At 55.4% G+C, this 5,425-nt stretch carries 2 rRNA genes; both read right to left on the reverse strand.

The window, feature by feature from the left end:
- Window positions 1-53 precede the first annotated feature (53 nt).
- A 23S ribosomal RNA gene (locus GD627_RS16410) occupies window positions 54-3,187 on the reverse strand.
- A gap of 531 nt (window positions 3,188-3,718) precedes the next feature.
- Window positions 3,719-5,246: ribosomal RNA gene (locus GD627_RS16415) — 16S ribosomal RNA — on the reverse strand.
- The 16S and 23S rRNA genes sit together here, the layout of an rRNA operon.
- Between the last annotated feature and the right edge of the window lie 179 nt (window positions 5,247-5,425).

Consider the following 5,425-nt stretch of genomic DNA (forward strand, 5'->3'; position numbering starts at 1 on the left):
CACCCTTTATACTTTGACGGACCGTTTGAAGTCGTGTCCGTCCAGGTGCTGGTGTGGTGTAAGTTATCGGCCTATTAGTACCGGTCAGCTTCACGGGTCTTTAGTCCCCGCTTCCACATCCGGCCTATCAACCCAGTGGTCTGGCTGGGGGCCTCTCACACACAAGGTGTATGGAAATCTCATCTCGAAGCGGGCTTCCCGCTTAGATGCTTTCAGCGGTTATCCCATCCGAACGTAGCTAATCAGCGGTGCACTTGGCAGTACAACTGACACACCAGAGGTTCGTCCGTCCCGGTCCTCTCGTACTAAGGACAGCCCTTCTCAAATTTCCTGCGCGCGCAGCGGATAGGGACCGAACTGTCTCACGACGTTCTAAACCCAGCTCGCGTACCGCTTTAATGGGCGAACAGCCCAACCCTTGGGACCTACTCCAGCCCCAGGATGCGACGAGCCGACATCGAGGTGCCAAACCATGCCGTCGATATGGACTCTTGGGCAAGATCAGCCTGTTATCCCCGAGGTACCTTTTATCCGTTGAGCGACGGCCATTCCACAATGTACCGCCGGATCACTAGTCCCGACTTTCGTCCCTGCTCGAGATGTCTCTCTCACAGTCAAGCTCCCTTGTGCACTTACACTCGACACCTGATTGCCAACCAGGCTGAGGGAACCTTTGGGCGCCTCCGTTACTCTTTAGGAGGCAACCGCCCCAGTTAAACTACCCATCAGGCACTGTCCCTGACCCGGATTACGGGCCGAAGTTAGATATCCAGTATGACCAGAGTGGTATTTCAACGATGACTCCACCCGAACTGGCGTCCGGGTCTCACAGTCTCCCACCTATCCTACACAAGCCACACCGAACACCAATACCAAACTATAGTAAAGGTCTCGGGGTCTTTCCGTCCTGCTGCGCGTAACGAGCATCTTTACTCGTACTGCAATTTCGCCGAGTTTATGGTTGAGACAGCGGGGAAGTCGTTACTCCATTCGTGCAGGTCGGAACTTACCCGACAAGGAATTTCGCTACCTTAGGATGGTTATAGTTACCACCGCCGTTTACTGGGGCTTAAATTCCCAGCTTCGCCCGTAAGGGCTAACCGGTCCTCTTAACCTTCCAGCACCGGGCAGGAGTCAGTCCGTATACATCGTCTTGCGACTTCGCACGGACCTGTGTTTTTAGTAAACAGTCGCTTCCCCCTGGTCTCTGCGGCCCCGATCCCCTCCGGACAGCAAGTGTCCATCAAGGTTGGGGCCCCCCTTCTCCCGAAGTTACGGGGGCATTTTGCCGAGTTCCTTAACCATAATTCTCTCGATCGCCTTAGTATTCTCTACCTGATCACCTGTGTCGGTTTGGGGTACGGGCGGCTGGAACCTCGCGCCGATGCTTTTCTAGGCAGCATAGGATCACCGGATCCCCCCGTGAGGGGGTCCCGTCGGATCTCAGGAGCGTCATCAAAGACACCATGACGGATTTACCTATCACGGACCCTACATCCTTAGACCAGGACTACCATCGCCTGGCCCGGCTACCTTCCTGCGTCACACCTGTTAATACGCTTACCTCCCAGGATCAGGTCCCGTGCTCGGCCAAAACCCTCACACCACAAGGATGCTCGGGCAGGCTCCGGACGGTTAGTGTCCCCTGCTTGGTATGGGCGGTTCTTCGCCGGTACGGGAATATCAACCCGTTGTCCATCGACTACGCCTGTCGGCCTCGCCTTAGGTCCCGACTTACCCAGGGCAGATTAGCTTGACCCTGGAACCCTTGATCATTCGGCGGACGGGTTTCTCACCCGTCTTTCGCTACTCATGCCTGCATTCTCACTCGTGTAGGCTCCACCACTGGTTTACACCGCAGCTTCACTGCCCACACGACGCTCCCCTACCCATCCAGACGACTGAACCACGAAGGCTTGTCAATATCTGAATGCCACAACTTCGGCGGTGTACTTGAGCCCCGCTACATTGTCGGCGCGGAATCACTTGACCAGTGAGCTATTACGCACTCTTTCAAGGGTGGCTGCTTCTAAGCCAACCTCCTGGTTGTCTGGGCAACTCCACATCCTTTCCCACTTAGCACACGCTTAGGGGCCTTAGTTGGTGGTCTGGGCTGTTTCCCTCTCGACTATGAAGCTTATCCCCCACAGTCTCACTGCTGCGCTCTCACTTACCGGCATTCGGAGTTTGGCTGACGTCAGTAACCTTGTAGGGCCCATTAGCCATCCAGTAGCTCTACCTCCGGTAAGAAACACGCAACGCTGCACCTAAATGCATTTCGGGGAGAACCAGCTATCACGGAGTTTGATTGGCCTTTCACCCCTACCCACAGCTCATCCCCTCCATTTTCAACTGAAGTGGGTTCGGTCCTCCACGACGTCTTACCGTCGCTTCAACCTGGCCATGGGTAGATCACTCCGCTTCGGGTCTAGATCACGCCACTGCATCGCCCTATTCAGACTCGCTTTCGCTACGGCTTCCCCTCACGGGTTAACCTCGCGACGTAACACTAACTCGCAGGCTCATTCTTCAAAAGGCACGCTGTCACAGCTACAAGGCTGCTCCAACGGTTTGTAGGCACACGGTTTCAGGTACTATTTCACTCCCCTCCCGGGGTACTTTTCACCTTTCCCTCACGGTACTTGTCCGCTATCGGTCATCAGGGAGTATTTAGGCTTACCAGGTGGTCCTGGCAGATTCGCACGGGATTTCTCGGGCCCCGTGCTACTTGGGATCCTCTCCAAGCGGCAGCATACATTCCGGTTACGGGGCTAACACCCTCTACGGCCCGGCTTTCAAACCGGTTCACCTATGCATCTGCACTCACTTCACCAATCCGGCAGAATCGGTACGGAAAGTCCCGCAACCCCAGTGATGCAACGCCCGCCGGCTATCACACACCACTGGTTTAGCCTCTTCCGCGTTCGCTCGCCACTACTAACGGAATCACTGTTGTTTTCTCTTCCTGTGGGTACTGAGATGTTTCACTTCCCCACGTTCCCTCCACGCACCCTATGTGTTCAGATGCGGGTCACCCGGTCACTCGCGCGCCGGGCGGGGTTTCCCCATTCGGACATCCTGGGATCAAAGTTCGGTTATCAACTCCCCCAGGCTTATCGCAGATTCCTACGTCCTTCTTCGGCTCCTGATGCCAAGGCATCCACCGTGTGCCCTTAAAAACTTGACCACAAAGATCAATAATTAATTATCGCTATCGAGAAAACCACGGTCTCACCAGGCACCCTTGAGAGGCACCCGGATCTACCAGGTTTTTCTGAAATTGCACTTAATAATTTTTAAGATGCTCGCGTCCACTATGTAGTTCTCAAACAACAACCCCGTCACACCCATCCCCGCACCCGACCACCCCGCAAAGGGCGTCAACGACACGGTTCCGGCCTGCGCAGGAACAAACAGAAACAAACCAGCAACCCGCAGCACCTTCCCCCCGAAAGGAGAAGACCACAGGTGCCTGTTGCTTCAGGACCCAACAGTGTGCCAAACGACTAACCGGTCTTACCAGGGCCGCAGAGGAGGTTCCAGGAACCCTCCCGAAGGAAGGAACGTACTAATCCGCCGCAGCCGGCATGCCGGCGCCTATCCATTGATATTCCACCCTTGAGCACCCACCGGAGAACATATGTCTCCGATATGGGCATCTCCTGCGAAGCACACATCCAACACTGTGGAAGGACATGGTCTTCGAGGTGCTCCTTAGAAAGGAGGTGATCCAGCCGCACCTTCCGGTACGGCTACCTTGTTACGACTTAGTCCCAATCGCCGGTCCCACCTTCGACGGCTCCCTCCCACAAGGGGTTAGGCCACCGGCTTCGGGTGTTACCAACTTTCGTGACTTGACGGGCGGTGTGTACAAGGCCCGGGAACGTATTCACCGCAGCGTTGCTGATCTGCGATTACTAGCGACTCCAACTTCATGAGGTCGAGTTGCAGACCTCAATCCGAACTGAGACCGGCTTTTTGGGATTAGCTCCACCTCACAGTATCGCAACCCTTTGTACCGGCCATTGTAGCATGCGTGAAGCCCAAGACATAAGGGGCATGATGATTTGACGTCGTCCCCACCTTCCTCCGAGTTGACCCCGGCAGTCTCCTATGAGTCCCCGCCATAACGCGCTGGCAACATAGAACGAGGGTTGCGCTCGTTGCGGGACTTAACCCAACATCTCACGACACGAGCTGACGACAACCATGCACCACCTGTAAACCGGCCACAAGTGGGGGACCTGTTTCCAGGTCTTACCGGTTCATGTCAAGCCTTGGTAAGGTTCTTCGCGTTGCATCGAATTAATCCGCATGCTCCGCCGCTTGTGCGGGCCCCCGTCAATTCCTTTGAGTTTTAGCCTTGCGGCCGTACTCCCCAGGCGGGGCACTTAATGCGTTAGCTACGGCGCGGAAAACGTGGAATGTCCCCCACACCTAGTGCCCAACGTTTACGGCATGGACTACCAGGGTATCTAATCCTGTTCGCTCCCCATGCTTTCGCTCCTCAGCGTCAGTTAATGCCCAGAGACCTGCCTTCGCCATCGGTGTTCCTCCTGATATCTGCGCATTTCACCGCTACACCAGGAATTCCAGTCTCCCCTACATCACTCTAGTCTGCCCGTACCCACTGCAGACCCGGGGTTGAGCCCCGGGCTTTCACAGCAGACGCGACAAACCGCCTACGAGCTCTTTACGCCCAATAATTCCGGATAACGCTTGCGCCCTACGTATTACCGCGGCTGCTGGCACGTAGTTAGCCGGCGCTTCTTCTGCAGGTACCGTCACTTTCGCTTCTTCCCTGCTGAAAGAGGTTTACAACCCGAAGGCATTCGTCCCTCACGCGGCGTCGCTGCATCAGGCTTCCGCCCATTGTGCAATATTCCCCACTGCTGCCTCCCGTAGGAGTCTGGGCCGTGTCTCAGTCCCAGTGTGGCCGGTCACCCTCTCAGGCCGGCTACCCGTCGTCGCCTTGGTGGGCCATTACCCCAACCAACAAGCTGATAGGCCGCGAGTCCATCCAAAACCGCATAAAGCTTTCCACGGACCACCATGCGGTGGACCGTTGTATCCGGTATTAGACCCGGTTTCCCAGGCTTATCCCGAAGTCAGGGGCAGGTTACTCACGTGTTACTCACCCGTTCGCCACTAATCATTCTGTGCAAGCACAGAAGTCATCGTTCGACTTGCATGTGTTAAGCACGCCGCCAGCGTTCATCCTGAGCCAGGATCAAACTCTCCGTAAATGTGTTACAGACACAGCACGCAGACCAAGGAAAATTGGTCACACGCACTGCACTAAATTCGAAACCGGCTAAAAAAACCGTCCCATACCCACGGGGTGGGCGGAAACGGCCTGTTCAACCAATCAAAATAAATTGGTATCAATAAACTTGGCACACTATTGAGTTCTCAAACAACAGAC

This window comes from Arthrobacter yangruifuii, assembly GCF_009192775.1.
Taxonomy (GTDB): domain Bacteria; phylum Actinomycetota; class Actinomycetes; order Actinomycetales; family Micrococcaceae; genus Arthrobacter_B; species Arthrobacter_B yangruifuii.